Genomic DNA, 15,011 nt, shown 5'->3' on the forward strand with positions numbered 1-15,011 from the left:
TGGTAACAAACCCGACAGATCGCATAGTCTGTCGGGTTTCGTTTTTTTATGCAGTTGGTCAAAAGATAAATACCAGTCGTCAAATGATTTTTTTGGATTAATGAAGAACACTGTACTTCGCAGAAAAATTAATCAAAATCATGAACAAGACAGTTTTTTATCTATCGCAATTATTTATTTTTCTATTGGTTACAATTTCTGCAAGATCTCAACAAAGTATCTCTGGAGAATTTAAAGCAGATTATGTTCCGTTTTCTAATTATGTCCGACCAATTGACAGCGCCAAAACAGACTCCAAAAGTAATTTTAAAAGGGCTCAGCTTTCTGTAGAAATTCCGCTTTCCATGAAAATGGACAAATACAATCATCCACAACTTTGGTCGATCGTGCTTCAGGGAGCTTATGCCAAAATGGAAAACAAGAATTATGATCTACGAGATCTTCCTGTAGAAATCCCAAACGGTTTTCCCGATGAGCTTCTAAACGCACAAATTGGAGTCAAACATTTAAGATCAATTTCTCCGTCGTGGTCAATTCTCGTAATGGCTTCTGTAGGCGTTTATACGGATATGGTCGAAATCAATAAAGATGATATTCTTGTACAAGGCGGCGTTCTTTTTATCAAACAATTCAATCCGAATTTGGCTTTTGGTTTCGGACCAGTTTTAACGAATAGTTTTGGTGTTCCAATGGTACTTCCTGGAATTTACTTTAATTGGGAATCTAAAGGCGCGCTACATTTTAAAGTTACTTTTCCTGAAGGTTTAGAATTAGGTTATAGAATATCTGAAACATTTGACTTAAAAACTGTTGTCGAACTTAGCGGAATGACTGCCGAAATAAATCCGGCAAATAAAACTATGTTACTTGGATATCAGCAAATTATTGCTGGTTTAAGACCTCAGCTTAAATTTGGTAAGCATTGGACATTTGAACCTACAGCGGGAAGTACTTTGGCTCGATCGTTCTCAACAAATGATCGAAAAATTAAAAATATGTTCAAAGAAAAAGATCTGGCAAACCCAAGATTCACGACAACATTTTATGCGGCTTTAGCTTTAAAATGGCAATTCTAGAATTATCTGCTTAATAGATTTTTATAAACTACCTCTTTCAATAATGCTTCACGGCGTGTTCTTGAAATAGGTAGTTCTTGTCCTTTTACAAATAATCGTCCGCCGGAAACGGAATCAATATGTGTTATATTGACTAGAAATGATTTGTGAATTCTAAAGAAAATCTCCGTTGGAAGTGTTTCTTCTAATGAAATCATGGTTTGATGAATCACGAGAATTCTATCTGTAAAATGAAGTTTAGCATAATTTTGCATTCCTTCGATATATAAAATATCAACCCACGAAATCTTTTGAAATCCTTCTTCCTGACGAACATAAAGAAAAGGATCTAATTGATTTTGCTTTGGAGAAATCATTTGATGCCATTGTTTTGCTTTTAATGAAGCCTGATAAAAACGCTGAAAAGTAATTGGTTTCAGCAAATAATCAACAACCTGCAAACGATATCCGTCCAAAGCATGCTCTGAATAAGCGGTTGTAAAAATAACCAATGGCGGATTATCCAGAGATTCTAAAAATTCTAATCCGGACAAATATGGCATATTTATATCCAGAAACAGCAAATCGATTTGTTTATCCTGAATGTACGAAGTCGCTTCCAAAGCAGAAGCGCAAGTGCCAACAACTTCAAGGAAATCAATTTTTGAAACAAAATCTACTATTCCGTTTCTTGCAATTGGTTCGTCGTCAATAACGAGACATTTCATATTCATAGTTTTTTTGTTTCAGGTTTGGTGTTTATTTCTAAAAAAAGGTTTCTCGCAGATTTTACAGATTAAGCAGATTTCTTCTTTATTCTTTCATCTTGTCTCTTGCATCTTTCATCTTGACTCTTTCATCTTGACTCTTTCATCTTGACTCTTTCATCTTGACTCTTTCATCTTGCATCTTCTACAAAACCCTTCTAATCAGTGGCGAAATTTTACCGCAAAGTTTGCAAAGATTTGACTTTTGAAGGAATGCAAAGTTCCCTAAGCTTTAGCTTTATAACTAGATGAATAAATTCGTGCTAATTTGTGCAATTCGTGGCATAAAAAATCCTTATAATCTTTATAATCTGTGGGAAAAGTTTTTTTTTATTTTAAATCTAAAGTCACTTTTACGGTAAAATCCGAATCAGTCTTTTCTATATCTAATTGATGTTTTTCGGGATATTGAATCGACAATCTTTTCTTGACGTTTTCGAGTCCTAATCCTTGATTATTAGACGGAATCTTGTATTGTTCTGTATAAGAATTTTCGATTTTAAAAATCAATTGTTTATTGATTTGTTCGCATGATAAATGCACGTATCCTTTTTGGTTTGGAAGTCTTGATACGTGTTTAAAAGCATTTTCTATTAGCGGAACCAAAAGTAAAGGTACAATCTGAAGATGACCGTCTTCGATATTCCATTTGCTTTTTACTTCTAATTCATTTCCCCAACGCGTTTCTTCGACGGCAATCAAATCTTTTAAGTATTTAATTTCAAGATGTAACGGAACATATTCTTTATTACATTCGTACAATTGATATCTTAAAATATCCGAAAACTGAACTAATAAAACCGAAGCCAATTCGACATTGCTTTGCATCAAAATGTGAATATGATTCAAAATATTAAACATCAAATGCGGATTGATTTGATCTTGCAGGATTTTTATCTGAGCTTCTAAGTGAACTTGTTTTAATTCGGCATGATTTCTTTCGATTACATTATGTTCCTGATAAAATCGAAGTCCGCAAGCGGTGCCACAAATCAAAAGTGCCGCGGGAATACTTCCACAAAACCGAGCCCACAAAAACTCAATAGGAGCCATATTTGCTTCTTCGGGATATAATCGGTTACGTGTTTGCGAATCGGAGAAAGCGGCATAAACCACCGCCAGACAAAGTGACAAAAGCAGCACTACTGCAAAAGCCTGTACGGCAAATAATGTCATTTTGTTTTTACGTAATGCCTTTGGAAGCATCACATCACTAAGAAAATGCGCCAAAACAATGGAGCTTAATAATATTAAACCTGACTGGCGTATAGCCGAAATTATTCCATAATCGGCTATCAATTGCGCCCAAATCGTAATACCAAGTATGAACCAGAAAAAGATTAAAAATATCCAATGCCGGTTTTTATATTTTATAGTCATCAAAAAAAGAGTAAGTAAATTATGTGAATCTTTTGGTTCAAAAATAACCCTATATTTTCTAAACGAACAGCAAAGAACCAAAAAGATTCTTTGCTGTTTCTAGAAGTTAAAGGATAAAATAAAGGTTAGAAAATAAAATATCCAACGCTTACATTAAAGGAATTTGTTTTGGAATTAAAGTCTTTACTAATATTATTCAGTCCGCCTTGATAAACTAAATCTAAGGTAAATTTCCACATTTCGACTCCTGCTCCAACCTGATAACCAATATTAGATTTGTTGAATTTTGTGTATGAGTTTTTAAGCTGATTTAATGACGAAATATTTTCATCGAGAACATACGAATAAACTCCTCCTCCAAAAACTCTCACATTCAAAGTCGAAAGATCAATTACTTTATAACCTATTAATAATGGCATTTCGAGACTTCTCCATTTTGCATTTTTAGATGCTGATAATGAAGTTTTCTCAATTTTTGAAGACTTCTCGCTATACAAGATTTCGTTTTGAATATAGAATCTTTTAAAATCGAATCTTCCCATCGCTCCAACAAAATAACCCACTGCATATTTTGAGCTAAAGCCATCTGTAACCGGCAATTCAGAAAAATTAGAACCTCCTTTTATTCCCACATGAATTGGAAGCGGAGATTGTGCTGTAACTTTTGAAGAAATCAAACTCACTAAGAAAATAGTGGTTAGTAATAATAATTTGTAAATGTTCATGATAATAGTTTTTATTAATTTGATGCAAAGGAGCACAAACCTAAAACGCTATTAAAATTAGTTTGATGAACTGCATTTGGCTTTTGACCAATGGAATTATTTAAAGATTTTTTGCCACGAATTGCACGAATTTAATTTATGGGAATTCGTGGCGAAAAAAATTAACCGCAAAGGTTACAAAAGTTTTTCGCAAAGTTCACGAAGTTGTTAGCTGACGAAAGAAGACAAAGTTCACAAAGCGATATCTTGAGATTAGAAATTTGTGCAATTCGTGCAATTCGTGGCAAAAAAATTTTACCGCAAAGGTTGCAAAGGTTTTTCGCAAAGTTCGCGAAGTTGTTTGCTTATAGAAGAATACAAAGGTCACAAAGCTAAATTTAAAGATTTGCAGATTGTCTTGCATCTTTCTTCTTTCATCTATTCTCTATTCTCTATTCTCTATTCTCTATTCTCTATTCTCTATTCTCCACAAACTTCTTATCCGTCAACGTTCTCATAAAGGCTATAAGTTGCTTTTTTTCTTTATCTGTCAGTTTTAATTTGTCTTCGGGCAATGTTTGATTATCAAGAGCGAAACCTTTACCTAAACCTCCGCCTTCATTATAAAAATCTATTACTTCTTCCATCGTTTTATAAACTCCATTATGCATGTAAGGCGCTGTAAGTTCAATGTTTCTAATGGTTGGAGTTTTGAATGAATATTTGTGAATAGCTGCTCCCGTAATCACGAACTTTCCTAAATCGCCGTCGAGTTTATTGTTTTTATTTGGAACACCTAAAATCTCACTTTCAGATCTGTCAAAATTTGGCGGAACAGTTCCGTTTGTTAGTGGAATAAAATGGCAAGTTGCACATTTGGCTTTTCCGGCAAACAGATTAAATCCTGCTTTTTCATCGGCTGAAAAGGCTGCTTTGTTTTGCATATATCCGTCGAACTTGGAATCGTAATGACTCAACGAACGAATGTAAGATGCTAAAGCGTTTTTGATTGCAAATTCATTGATTTCTCCTTTCGGAAAAGCTTTCTCGAATTCCTTTACATAATCAGCTTTCTTTTGAATCGCCAAAGCAGATTTCTCCAGAGATCCATGCATTTCATTTTCGTTTTTAATTACGGCAACCGCCTGATCTTCGAGATAACTTACACGGGAATCTGCAAAAAATACACGCTGAAAAGCAATATTATTTAATGTTGGAGTATTACGCTGAATCATTGATTTTCCGTCTAATGAAACCGCTCTTTCCAAACCATCCGTAAAAGCCTTATCGGCGTGATGACAAGAAGCGCAGGAACGTGTATTGTTTCCGGATAAAATAGGATCATTGAATAACTTTTTGCCTAAAGCAATTTTTTCAGGCGTCGTTTTATAATCCGGGAAACCCGAAAAAGCTTCGGGATCAAAAGCGTCTTTATCAAATAAAGTTTCAGATGTTACCTTCAAACCTCTTTGCTCTTTCATTACCGAAATTCCCAATTCTGATTGTGTTTTATATAATCCGCGACTTAACGGATTTGCAATTTCTTTGATAAAATAAGCACGATCAAAAGCGTCGAAATTGGTGTTTGCTTTTAAATATTTTTTGCCTTTTTCTAAAACTGCAAGAACTTGTTTACTATTCGGAACTGATTTATCTTCAAGATAAACCTTATAATATTTTTCGATTGTTTCTAAAGAAACCAATGCTTCCGGAAGTGAATTTAAAACTACAGGCGAATCAAAACCGGTAATTCCTAAAGTAATAATTCTATAAACTTCTAATCGCATGGCATCAAAAACGTGCGCATCTGTCAATTCATTAGAACTTGAAACTTTTTCTAACCGAGTTAAATTGGCAGATAAAACACCTAATTCCTGAAGTAATTCTTTTTTGGTTGCTCTATTATATTTCGGAAAAACCAATTCCTCAATAACCTGAAAACCTTCGGCCTGAACGGTCACTTTATCATTTTCTTCGAACTCCGGAATTGCTGGTCCGTTGATCGATTTAGAAACTGCGGGCGAATAATACTCACTTATCATTTCGACCTTTTTATAATTTTGATGTGCCTCCAGAAATTGTCTCTGAATCTGCGCTTCGGTAGAATCTTCTTGTACCGAATATTTAAGTTTGGCGACTTTTTCGATCAATAAAGTAATATCTGACTGAAACAATTCATTTACTTCCTGATGTTTGTTTTTTTTCTGACAAGCAACAAATGTTACTAAGAACAACAAACAATATATTTTTTTCATGATTTAATACCGATTAAAAGAGGAATATTCAGAAAAACAGAAACCACTACCTCAAATTGAAGTAGTGGATTGCTGTTTTGTAAAGTTTTAAAAATTTATCTCGCTAAACCTTTAATTACTACGATTTGACTTGCTTGTTGCTCATTAGGACGATTTGTTCCTCCGTCAGGGCTTTTGTATTTCTCACCAGTCCAAGTATGTGGCTGAACGCTCAACATAAAAGTATCAGCGATACCAACTTGCTCAGAAACATCGATTAAAGCACCATATTCCCAATCTCCAAATTTTGAAGTTCCACCTACATTGTATTTTGCAGCATCAGTTGCAGTACGACGGTGGTCTAATTCTACTACAACTTTAAGATCTTTTGTAGCAATATTGTATTGATAGATGTAAGCATCGTGAGTTTCGTCACCGTATCCATTAGCATCTTCCTGAACATAAACGTAGTTTTTAGTCACACAAATGTTATCTGGATTTTGAAATTTACCAGCAATTCCAGAACGATTATCTCCGTCAAGAACAACTTCTAAAGTTCCTTTTAATGGATCAGCAGCATCAAGATTTAATCTGTAAACTCTACCGTATTTAGTTCTTGAAGCATCAGCATTTGTTCCAGTTGTATTTTGTCCTGTTACGTTAAAATACAATTCACGATCTGCATTGTCACCACCTTTACGGTAATCTAAATCTTCTACACGACCAAATTTAATAGCTTTCAAAGTATTTACAGAAGCATTGATTTGAGCACCAGTTAAAGTTTTGTGGTTTTCGATTTTTACAAAAGATACAGGATAAGTTTTACCTGTTTCCATATCTTTTTCTCTTTGATTGTCATCGTTTCTTTTTAGCATATACAAAGTACCATTAGTCAAATCACCAACAGTATTAGATAAATACATAAAAACCTGACCTCCGTAAGTTCCAGAATCGTCATCACCAATTACAACTACAGTTTTTCCTTTGTAAGCAGAAGTACGTAATGGCAAAGCATTCTCTGCACTTAAACGACCAAATCCAGCTAATTCTTTAGATACAGATGCACCACCAGCGCTTGCATAAGGATCCAAAGCGTGTGTACGAGACTCTTCTCCAGATTCTCCACAAGTTAAATAAAGTGGTCCAAAACCGTGTTCAGCTTGTGTAGCCATTGTTGCGCCACAAAGTCTCCAGGTTCCTCCACTAGAATTTAATAAATATTCTCCTTTTGTAGGTTTGAATGTTTTGTCTAATGTAATTCTTGAAACCGCAAAATTGTCTTCGTTGTTTACTAAGAAAGTAAAAGTTCCATCAGTATTTTTCAACAAACCTGAACCATCAGCAGAACCTCCAAAAACAAATTTTGGACTATCTGCAAAAACATCATCTGAACTAAAAAGAGAATAAATTTTTAAATCTTCAAAACCTGATTTTGCCTTCAACAAACTTGGCGTTACAGATTGGTCTTTTAATACAACACTAGTTGTTTCATTCTGATCTTTAGAGTCGTTATTACATGACGTAATCAACGTTCCAAGAACAATAAGGGGTAAAATAATTCTTTTCATCTCGCTTTAATGTTTAATTTTTATTTTTTTACAAAGTAACCCCTTACACTTTAACTAAAAATCACTTCGATATTATCAAAAAAACAAGACAATGGTCAAAAAGCATATTTTAACCCCAAAAAAATTAACATTAATTTAGTACTACAAAACATTCATAAAACACCATTAACATAAGCCAAAAAAAAAGAGCCTTACTTTAAGGCTCTTTCTTCAATTGTTCTTTATACATTTCGATATTGGCTTTAATCTTCTCGTCCAATTCCGGTTCCTTAATATCTGTATGCTTCTGCATTTCTTCCCAGATAATTTTGGCTACAATATATCGTGCCATTTCTTTATCATCGGCAGGAACAATATACCAAGGCGCATAATCTGTCGAAGTTTTATTTATCGCCTCTTCATAATATTCCTGATATTCTTTCCAGTGTTCGCGTTCTTTCAAATCTCCGGGCGAAAACTTCCAGTTGTGTTTCCCTTCTTCCAAACGGCGTAATAAACGTTGGCGTTGTTCCTCTTTACTTAAATGCAAATAGAATTTAAGTACAATAGTTCCGTTTTGCGAAATATGCTTTTCGAAATTATTGATTTGCTTAATTCGGTTTTCCCAAAATTTTGGCGTGATATCATCAACCGAATTAATTCCCGGCAAATTCTCCCCCAAAATATATTCCGGATGTACACGTGTTACCAGAACATTCTCGTAATGCGTACGATTAAAAATAGCAAATTTCCCTTTTTCCGGCAATGCAATATAATGTCTCCATAAATAATCGTGTTCCAGTTCCGTCGAATTTGGCGTTTTAAAACTATGCACCACAACACCACGCGGATTAAATTCCTTAAAAACTTCCCTGATTAAACTATCCTTTCCCGAAGTGTCCATTCCTTGCAGGCAAATCAAAACACTATATTTATTATGTGCATACATCACGTCTTGCAAATTGCTCAGTTTTGACTGCACTTTATCCAGTTTGGCTTCTTTTTCGTCACTATCGGCATCGATATCCAGCAAAGTCGGAATCTTTGATAACTTTATTTTATCTGTAACTTTAAAATCTTTCGGGTCTATTGATTTCATATCATTTTCATTTTTTTATATCATAAATATACTAATTTTACGAAGCATATTCCTGCTATTCATTACAATACTTTTTCAATATTATCAGGGCTAAGCATAAATTTTCAAAAGACCTTCCTCAAACCGAAGAACATATCATGATCCAAAGAATTTTCGTTTTCAGTATTTTATTCATAACATTGATTGCAAATGCACAAACCAATACGGAAATTAATATTGACAAATTAACCTCTGATTTCATTAAAGATCTTCAAAAACAAAAAATAGATACTATTTGCGTTTATGAAGATTACTGTATTGGGTGCAGAGAAATATATGACAGTAACTTACCTACAAACAAGAAATTGACTTTAGAAGATAATTATCCTGTTTATGTCTTTTGGAAAGAAAAAGGAGAAACATATCTAAATAAAATTAGTATCGATTTTGAATTTTCGAAAATGAGTATTTCTAAAAATGCTTTCTGGAATATCTACTTCACAAATGAAAAAAATATTAAAAATGAAGTTGTCAAAAATTACGAATATGAAACTACCGAAAATTCAAAAAAAGTAATACATCAAGTTACTGTTGATCATTCGGGCCATCGTAATTTTAAATTCATAATAAATGGAAGAATAGTCGAACAAAAAATCACCAGTTTTGATTTGATAAAAAAAGATGAATATTCCCCAAAATCAAACATGAATTATGATCATAACATCAAATTAAAAAGCAAACTAATTATGGACGATCTCGAAAAAATAGTTTCAGAAGCAGAAAAAAATAATACATTTAAAAAGATAAAATCAAGATAACAAAGAGTACAAAATACAACATTAATTATTCAATTAATATCTCTCACAAATAATGAATAAAACGATAATTATTCTTTTCTTTTTGTTTAGCATTCAGGCTTTTTCTCAAAATGAAGAAACTTCATTAGAAGATCAAATTTACATGCAGGTTTTCGGCAAATGTTTTACTCAATTAAAACCACTTCCAGAAACTCAAAAAAGAGCCAAATTAAATAAAATAACATTTTGCAGTTTATATCAATGTGTGCATTATATTGAATTTGTGGAATATGAGAAAAAAATTCAAGATGCAATTTTAAAAAGAGCAATAGAAATTACCACATTACTTTATAAAAATGGAACGCCAGTATATTTAGTAACCGGAATGAGTAGTTCTGACAATGCCTTGCAAAAAAACATAAACTTAAATGACGACAATAAATTAGTTTATATCAGCATTGCAGAATGTGTTTCATCTACTACATTACAGAAAATTAAGGAAACAGTAAATAATGAAACCACAAAACTTATAAAACAAAAAAATAAATAAAACCCATTTTCATGGAAAAATTCACATTAGAAATATTATTTCAAATCATCGGAATCGGTTCAGCATCAGGATTATTCTTCAATAACGATTCACTATATATTATTGGCGACAATAGCGGATATTTATATGAATACAACATGCAAAATCAACAATTAAACCAACATCCTTTAATTGATAATCCAACGCAAAATATTCCCAAAAACTTAAAACCCGATTTTGAATCGCTAACACATCACAACGATACCTTATATGTATTTGGTTCCGGTTCGACCGAAAACCGAAACAAAATGATTGAGTTTGATCTTAAAAACAAATCCGTTTTACAAAAGAACAATTTGGTCGATTTATACGGTTTAATGCAAAGTTTTGGCGAAATAAAACCGGAAGATTTTAATCTTGAAGGCGCAATTTTCGATGGAGAAAATTGGTATTTATTCAATCGCGGTAACGGAATTTCCAACAAAAACACCATTTTCACGATTCACGCTAAAAGTCTCGGTGAAGAATTTGCATTGGTTGCAACCAATTATAAACTTCCAAAAATAAAAGGAATCCGTTCCAGTTTTACCGACGCTATTTTGGTCGAAGACAAAATCTATTTCCTTTCAACCACCGAAGACACAAAATCAACCTACGACGATGGCGAAATCCTGGGAAGTTTCATTGGCCGAATCGATCTTAAAACCATGAAAATAGATTTCACTCAAAAAATAACTTCAACCAATAAATTTGAAGGTTTGACTTTCTACAAAAAATCAAATGACAAAATCGAGTTTTTACTTTGTGAAGATAATGACACTGAATTGTTAGAAACAAAGATTTTTAAATTGACTTTGCCTCTTAAATAGTTTAATAAAAGAAATCAAAATAGGATGGGAATATTATTATTCGATTTTTTAGAGTCGAAAAAATTAATTGACATAAATAAAGTTACGCAGTTAATCATTAATAAATATGATGTTGTCAATCCAAAAGAAATTCTACTTGAGACAGATAACAAAAATAAAATTATTGCTATTTTAAAAGAATTTAGTTTTAAAGAAAATGACAGCAAGAAATTTGTAACAATGTCAATGCCTATTTATAATTTGATTTTAAAAAGCATGGATTTAGAAGACTTTTCAATTGGAATAATCCCAGAAATTAGCACTTTAAGAATAAAAAATGAAGAATCAGATATAGAGTTTGAGCAGGATTTTTTTTCAATTTTAGAAAAACACATTTAAATTAGATGGAATTTTATTTTAATAATGAAAATATATTAAGCGGAACCGTTATAGATCTTAAGTGCTTCAATTGCAATTTAGAAACTTTATGCTTTAAGATAATCGGAAGTTCCCGGGCAATGAATTTTCTTGGAATAATTGGTGTTTTTGAAGTAGCAAAAAAAGAGTTATTTATTACCAAACTCACGTTGCATGAATTTCAGAATTACAATAATTTAAATGAAAATGAAATCAGCAATCGATTAAAACTTCTCATAAATAGAGAAAATTTGATTTTTTTGAAAAACCATAGTGATGAAAATAATAAAATTTTCAAAAAATGCCCTGAATGCAAAATGAAATTAGAAGAAATTAAAGAACAAAATCTAGCTGATTTTACTTTAAATGGAGGAAAAATTTATACAATTAATAGTTATTAGAAACCAAGATTTTTAAATTGAGTTTACCAATTAAATAAAACTTGTCCGTATTTTGTCATTCCGAGGAACGAGGAATGACAAAATTCTTAAAAAATATAATCGAAAACTTCATAAAAACCATTTTCTTAAATATTATTTTTAAAAATGAAACATATTTACAAAAGCATAATAATCTTCTTATTCTTTTTAAGCTTTCAAAGTTATTCTCAAACTCAGGATGCTATAATTTATTTTAAAGACGGAGATTCTATCGAAGGTCTTGCCTCTTTAAAAAACAACAAAATAAAATTCAAAATTTCTGCTGATGATAAAGCTGATACTTGGGATCATGAAAATGTGAGTAAGATTAAATTTATTGGATTTGATATTGTACAAACCTATGAATATGTTAAACTAAACGCTTCTGGTGACCCAAAATTACTTGAACTAATTGTAGAAGGTAATGTTTGTCTTTATAAAGAGGAAAAAACACAGCTTTTTACAGATCCCAATATTACAAAGAAAACTGCAATGTCAACTCATGGCACAAATAACATAAATAGTTACGCTTATAGAACAGAACAATATCGAGAGTTATTCTATGTAAAAAGAAAAAAAGCCCAATATCCAACATATATAAATTCCGGAATTCTTTCAAATTGGAAAAAAACGACAACAAGTTTTTTTGCTGACTGCGATTCTTTAGTCAAAAGAATAAAAGATAATAAATTTGGTTATAATCAAATTAATGAAATTGTAGAATTCTATAATGACATTTGCTTAGGAGAATAAATTGCTATAAATAAATTATAATAAAGTAAGATATATTCATTCCTATATATGTAGAGGCGCACAGCAGTGCGTCTCCCGCAAAGAATATACTCAACCAGAGACGCACTGCTGTGCGCCTCTACCACGAAACCCTTGTAACTTTGAATCTCTGTGGCTTTGATCCGTAAAAAATCATCATTGTCCCAACCTTTTTATCATTTTAGCTCTCTGTATAAATATAACTTTTACTTTTCTAAAAATGATTAAAATAAAATGTTTCATCTTTTTTATAGCGTTAAACGCATATGCACAAAAACGAAATGTTTCTTACACTTCTTTTTCCTCAGAAAACTCAAAAGAATATAGAATAAAATTTATAAATGACTCAGTAGTAAAATTTTCCAACATTCCTACTCACGGCAGCAGGATGATTTCATTTACAACAAAATGGTTCAAACAAGATGAACACATTTTTATTGATATAAAAGATTTAAACGAAAATGAAAAGAATGATCTAAAAAGCTATAAATTAGATTATTTAGAAAATAAAAAAATAATTCTACTCAAAAACAAAACAGAATTAATTGATGTAAAGAACGAAACTGTTTATGTTCAGCAGAAAGTTTTAAATCGAAAAAGAATTAAAAGAAAATCGATTACGATTATAAATGATAAAAAAATTATAGTCGATAGAGGAATTACTAATTATTATGGCTTAATTGAAAAAATGCCAAAAGGAAATGAAAAATTAAAACAGTTTTTAATTGAAAATGCAGAAAATAAAAAATATACAACTAAAATTTTAAGAGGTTTAAAAGCATATCAAAGTTATGGGATCTTAGGAATAAATGGAGTTTGTATAATTACAGAGAATAAATAAATCTATATTTTTTATTTTTTTTCATCGCCTTCCCAACCTTTTTATCTTTTCATCTCTCTATATAAGAAAGACAACAATTGTGATAAACGAAACGCTAATTTCTAACTGCAAAAAAATGAACCGCGATGCTCAGCGTCAGGTTTATGAGCATATGGCTCCAAAATTGTATCGCGTTTGCAAACGATACCTCAAAAAGGAAGAAGAAATAGAAGAAGCTATGGCTGACGCTTTCTATACCATATTTACAAAACTGGAACAACTAAAAGAAGTTCTGGCTTTTGAGGCTTGGGCAAGAAAAATAACTGTCAATCATTGTTTGGCAACGATCAAGAAAAATACAAATTTCAACATGTATCTTGATGATGTCAAATTACTCTCGCAACCTTTTACAGAAGAAGTTAACGCTTTGGAAGAAGAAGATTTACTCAATTTACTAAACCATATTCCGGACGGCTGTAAAACTGTTTTTAACCTTTTTGTTATAGAAGGTTTTGGACATAAAGAAATAGCTGCAATGCTAAACATTTCCGAAGGCACATCGAAATCACAATTGAATGCCGCAAAAACCAAGCTAAAGGATTTAGTAAATAAATTGTATTATCAAAAAGCAAAGTAGTCATGGACAATCAAGATAAAATATTCGATAAATTTAAAGATGCCGCACACAACGCGGAATCAAAAGATTTTCCAGGAATGGAAAAAGTCTGGTCGCGTCTGGAAGACAAACTGGACAAAAAAGAAGACAAAAAAGCGATTTCACTATGGAAAAAAATTGCAATTGCAGCTTCACTATTATTATTAATCTCTTTAGGCGCTCAGTTTCTAAAATCGGATAAAATCACAACAACTCAAACTTCTAAAGGTTTGGTAAATGAAGATCAAAAAGAAACAATTGAGAATCCTGCTTTAGAAAAAAATAAAGAAGTTGTTTCAGCAGATTCTCCATTAATTCCAAAAGCAGAAGCTGTAAAAATCTTAGAAACACCAATTAAAGCAGAACCACAAGTAGCTTTACAAGAAGTTCAAGTCCCTGTAGCTAATGCTATTACTGCAGAAGCAAGTGCTACTCCAGTTGCGGATCAAATTGCTGCGCCTGTATCTTCACAATCCGGTTATACTAATATTGAAGAAGAAACTACATCCGAGAATGCAAAAGATGTACAAAACTTTGGATATGGAAAAAGCGTACAAAGAGAATCTGCTAAAGTTGCCTATGCAGCAGAAAAACAAACTTCAATGGCTAAAAAAAGTGCGCCATTAATTCTCATAAACGGAAATCCAATGTCTCATAGTGACGATCAGAAAAGAGACAAAATGATGCAAAGGGAAATTCCCAATTTACAACCGGAAAATGTAGATTCCCTGGTAGTATTAGATCAGCCTTTGTATATTATCGATGGAATGTATTATTCAGAAAATGATTTATTTGGCACGAATCCAACAAGTCCTTATGCTCCTTTGAACAAACAGGAAATCAAAACCATAACTGTACTTCAAGATCTGGAAGCTACATCTAAATATGGCGAAAAAGGCAAAAAAGGAGTTGTAATTATTACTACTAAAACAGGAAAACCAGCCGCTAAAAACTAGCAAAAAAACATTTTTTTAATTTAAAAATTACTAT

The 15,011-nt window shown here is 32.1% G+C and carries 16 protein-coding genes; 10 read left to right on the plus strand and 6 right to left on the minus strand.

The window, feature by feature from the left end:
- Positions 1–140 precede the first annotated feature (140 nt).
- On the plus strand, positions 141–1,076 hold the full coding sequence (locus WN975_RS13725) for a DUF6268 family outer membrane beta-barrel protein (protein ID WP_337967035.1): 936 nt from the start codon (positions 141–143) through the stop codon (positions 1,074–1,076).
- Between the two features lie 2 nt (positions 1,077–1,078).
- Here WN975_RS13725 and WN975_RS13730 read toward each other — a convergent pair whose 3' ends face one another.
- The 6 genes from WN975_RS13730 to WN975_RS13755 all read right to left on the minus strand — a co-directional run bounded on the left by WN975_RS13730 (position 1,079) and on the right by WN975_RS13755 (position 8,786).
- Positions 1,079–1,789 carry a LytTR family DNA-binding domain-containing protein gene (locus WN975_RS13730; protein ID WP_338140821.1) on the minus strand — a complete coding sequence of 237 codons (711 nt, stop codon included), beginning with the start codon at positions 1,787–1,789 and terminating at the stop codon, positions 1,079–1,081.
- A gap of 363 nt (positions 1,790–2,152) precedes the next feature.
- Complete coding sequence (locus tag WN975_RS13735) at positions 2,153–3,202, minus strand: histidine kinase (RefSeq protein ID WP_337967037.1); 1,050 nt, start codon at positions 3,200–3,202, stop codon at positions 2,153–2,155.
- Between the two features lie 125 nt (positions 3,203–3,327).
- Entirely contained in the window at positions 3,328–3,927 is a 600-nt protein-coding gene (locus tag WN975_RS13740) for a porin family protein (protein WP_337967038.1), read from the minus strand.
- Between the two features lie 452 nt (positions 3,928–4,379).
- Positions 4,380–6,161: a cytochrome c peroxidase gene (locus WN975_RS13745; RefSeq protein WP_337967039.1), complete on the minus strand. Its 1,782-nt coding sequence runs from the start codon at positions 6,159–6,161 to the stop codon at positions 4,380–4,382.
- A gap of 95 nt (positions 6,162–6,256) precedes the next feature.
- Positions 6,257–7,708: a hypothetical protein gene (locus WN975_RS13750; protein WP_337967040.1), complete on the minus strand. Its 1,452-nt coding sequence runs from the start codon at positions 7,706–7,708 to the stop codon at positions 6,257–6,259.
- Between the two features lie 196 nt (positions 7,709–7,904).
- Positions 7,905–8,786 (minus strand): polyphosphate kinase 2 family protein, encoded by an 882-nt coding sequence (locus WN975_RS13755; protein ID WP_337967041.1) that lies wholly within the window; start codon positions 8,784–8,786, stop codon positions 7,905–7,907.
- 137 nt (positions 8,787–8,923) lie between these two features.
- Between WN975_RS13755 and WN975_RS13760 the strand changes: the two genes are divergently transcribed.
- The 9 genes from WN975_RS13760 to WN975_RS13800 all read left to right on the plus strand — a co-directional run bounded on the left by WN975_RS13760 (position 8,924) and on the right by WN975_RS13800 (position 14,977).
- The gene (locus tag WN975_RS13760; protein ID WP_337967042.1) at positions 8,924–9,583 is read left to right on the plus strand and encodes a hypothetical protein; all 660 of its coding nucleotides are present in this window, start codon (positions 8,924–8,926) and stop codon (positions 9,581–9,583) included.
- Positions 9,584–9,635: 52 nt separating this feature from the next.
- Positions 9,636–10,112, plus strand: a complete 477-nt coding sequence (locus WN975_RS13765; RefSeq protein WP_337967043.1) for a hypothetical protein — start codon at positions 9,636–9,638, stop codon at positions 10,110–10,112.
- Between the two features lie 11 nt (positions 10,113–10,123).
- Entirely contained in the window at positions 10,124–10,960 is an 837-nt protein-coding gene (locus WN975_RS13770) for a hypothetical protein (protein ID WP_337967044.1), read from the plus strand.
- A gap of 24 nt (positions 10,961–10,984) precedes the next feature.
- A complete protein-coding gene (locus tag WN975_RS13775; protein WP_337967045.1) occupies positions 10,985–11,338 on the plus strand; it encodes a hypothetical protein in 354 nt (117 codons plus the stop codon).
- Positions 11,339–11,457: 119 nt separating this feature from the next.
- A complete protein-coding gene (locus WN975_RS13780; RefSeq protein WP_337967046.1) occupies positions 11,458–11,757 on the plus strand; it encodes a hypothetical protein in 300 nt (99 codons plus the stop codon).
- A gap of 144 nt (positions 11,758–11,901) precedes the next feature.
- On the plus strand, positions 11,902–12,528 hold the full coding sequence (locus tag WN975_RS13785; protein ID WP_337967047.1) for a hypothetical protein: 627 nt from the start codon (positions 11,902–11,904) through the stop codon (positions 12,526–12,528).
- Between the two features lie 238 nt (positions 12,529–12,766).
- Positions 12,767–13,387 carry a hypothetical protein gene (locus WN975_RS13790; protein WP_337967048.1) on the plus strand — a complete coding sequence of 207 codons (621 nt, stop codon included), beginning with the start codon at positions 12,767–12,769 and terminating at the stop codon, positions 13,385–13,387.
- 115 nt (positions 13,388–13,502) lie between these two features.
- Positions 13,503–14,003 (plus strand): sigma-70 family RNA polymerase sigma factor, encoded by a 501-nt coding sequence (locus WN975_RS13795; RefSeq protein ID WP_337967049.1) that lies wholly within the window; start codon positions 13,503–13,505, stop codon positions 14,001–14,003.
- 2 nt (positions 14,004–14,005) lie between these two features.
- The gene (locus tag WN975_RS13800; protein WP_337967050.1) at positions 14,006–14,977 is read left to right on the plus strand and encodes a hypothetical protein; all 972 of its coding nucleotides are present in this window, start codon (positions 14,006–14,008) and stop codon (positions 14,975–14,977) included.
- The last annotated feature ends 34 nt before the right edge of the window (positions 14,978–15,011 follow it).

The sequence above is a fragment of the uncultured Flavobacterium sp. genome (genome assembly GCF_951805225.1).
Lineage (GTDB): Bacteria > Bacteroidota > Bacteroidia > Flavobacteriales > Flavobacteriaceae > Flavobacterium.

Bases quoted from the DNA above. Each gene is read 5' to 3' on its own strand.
- WN975_RS13765 (WP_337967043.1), top strand. From the start codon at position 9,636: ATGAATAAAACGATAATTATTCTTTTCTTTTTGTTTAGCATTCAGGCT.
- WN975_RS13800 (WP_337967050.1), top strand. From the start codon at position 14,006: ATGGACAATCAAGATAAAATATTCGATAAATTTAAAGATGCCGCACAC.
- WN975_RS13760 (WP_337967042.1), top strand. From the start codon at position 8,924: ATGATCCAAAGAATTTTCGTTTTCAGTATTTTATTCATAACATTGATT.
- WN975_RS13745 (WP_337967039.1), bottom strand. From the start codon at position 6,161: ATGAAAAAAATATATTGTTTGTTGTTCTTAGTAACATTTGTTGCTTGT.
- WN975_RS13795 (WP_337967049.1), top strand. From the start codon at position 13,503: ATGAACCGCGATGCTCAGCGTCAGGTTTATGAGCATATGGCTCCAAAA.
- WN975_RS13740 (WP_337967038.1), bottom strand. From the start codon at position 3,927: ATGAACATTTACAAATTATTATTACTAACCACTATTTTCTTAGTGAGT.
- WN975_RS13750 (WP_337967040.1), bottom strand. From the start codon at position 7,708: ATGAAAAGAATTATTTTACCCCTTATTGTTCTTGGAACGTTGATTACG.
- WN975_RS13780 (WP_337967046.1), top strand. From the start codon at position 11,458: ATGAATTTTCTTGGAATAATTGGTGTTTTTGAAGTAGCAAAAAAAGAG.
- WN975_RS13770 (WP_337967044.1), top strand. From the start codon at position 10,124: ATGGAAAAATTCACATTAGAAATATTATTTCAAATCATCGGAATCGGT.
- WN975_RS13725 (WP_337967035.1), top strand. From the start codon at position 141: ATGAACAAGACAGTTTTTTATCTATCGCAATTATTTATTTTTCTATTG.
- WN975_RS13730 (WP_338140821.1), bottom strand. From the start codon at position 1,789: ATGAATATGAAATGTCTCGTTATTGACGACGAACCAATTGCAAGAAAC.
- WN975_RS13790 (WP_337967048.1), top strand. From the start codon at position 12,767: ATGATTAAAATAAAATGTTTCATCTTTTTTATAGCGTTAAACGCATAT.
- WN975_RS13755 (WP_337967041.1), bottom strand. From the start codon at position 8,786: ATGAAATCAATAGACCCGAAAGATTTTAAAGTTACAGATAAAATAAAG.
- WN975_RS13775 (WP_337967045.1), top strand. From the start codon at position 10,985: ATGGGAATATTATTATTCGATTTTTTAGAGTCGAAAAAATTAATTGAC.
- WN975_RS13785 (WP_337967047.1), top strand. From the start codon at position 11,902: ATGAAACATATTTACAAAAGCATAATAATCTTCTTATTCTTTTTAAGC.
- WN975_RS13735 (WP_337967037.1), bottom strand. From the start codon at position 3,202: ATGACTATAAAATATAAAAACCGGCATTGGATATTTTTAATCTTTTTC.